General features: G+C 61.0%; 1 protein-coding gene. It reads left to right on the top strand.

All coding sequences use genetic code 11. The annotated features are described in order from the left end of the window. Window positions 1–111: 111 nt before the first annotated feature. Window positions 112–346: hypothetical protein (locus IE187_RS21145; protein WP_189677961.1), on the top strand; the 235-nt coding region annotated here is incomplete at its 3' end.

The following is a 346-nucleotide window of genomic DNA, read 5'->3' as shown; positions in this document are numbered from 1 at the left end:
GCGACGACAACCGCTCGTCGGATATCACCGCACACCTGTCAAGTCTGACAGGTGTGCAATCACGCCAGTGCGCGTTAACTCGTTCCGTCACTTCCCGTCGGAGCCGTTTCCATGTCCACCCCCCAAAAGCCCCTGCTACTCGCAGAACTCGGCATTCCTGGTCGCAGCAAGGACCCGGTGTCGAAGGATCCCGATGTCTGGGGTATCAACATCGCCGCCGCGTTGGACAACTTTCCGTATCACGGCCTGCGGTGCGAGGCGGGGCCGTGGGGAAATATGGCGAGTGGCGACAGGCTGACAATATTTTGGGGCACCGGGCACAACGTGCTGACCCAGACCGTCCTCA

It is taken from the genome of Sphingomonas glacialis (assembly GCF_014653575.1).
GTDB classification, from domain to species: Bacteria; Pseudomonadota; Alphaproteobacteria; order Sphingomonadales; family Sphingomonadaceae; genus Sphingomonas; species Sphingomonas glacialis.
This window is presented reverse-complemented; position numbering and strand designations above follow the sequence as displayed.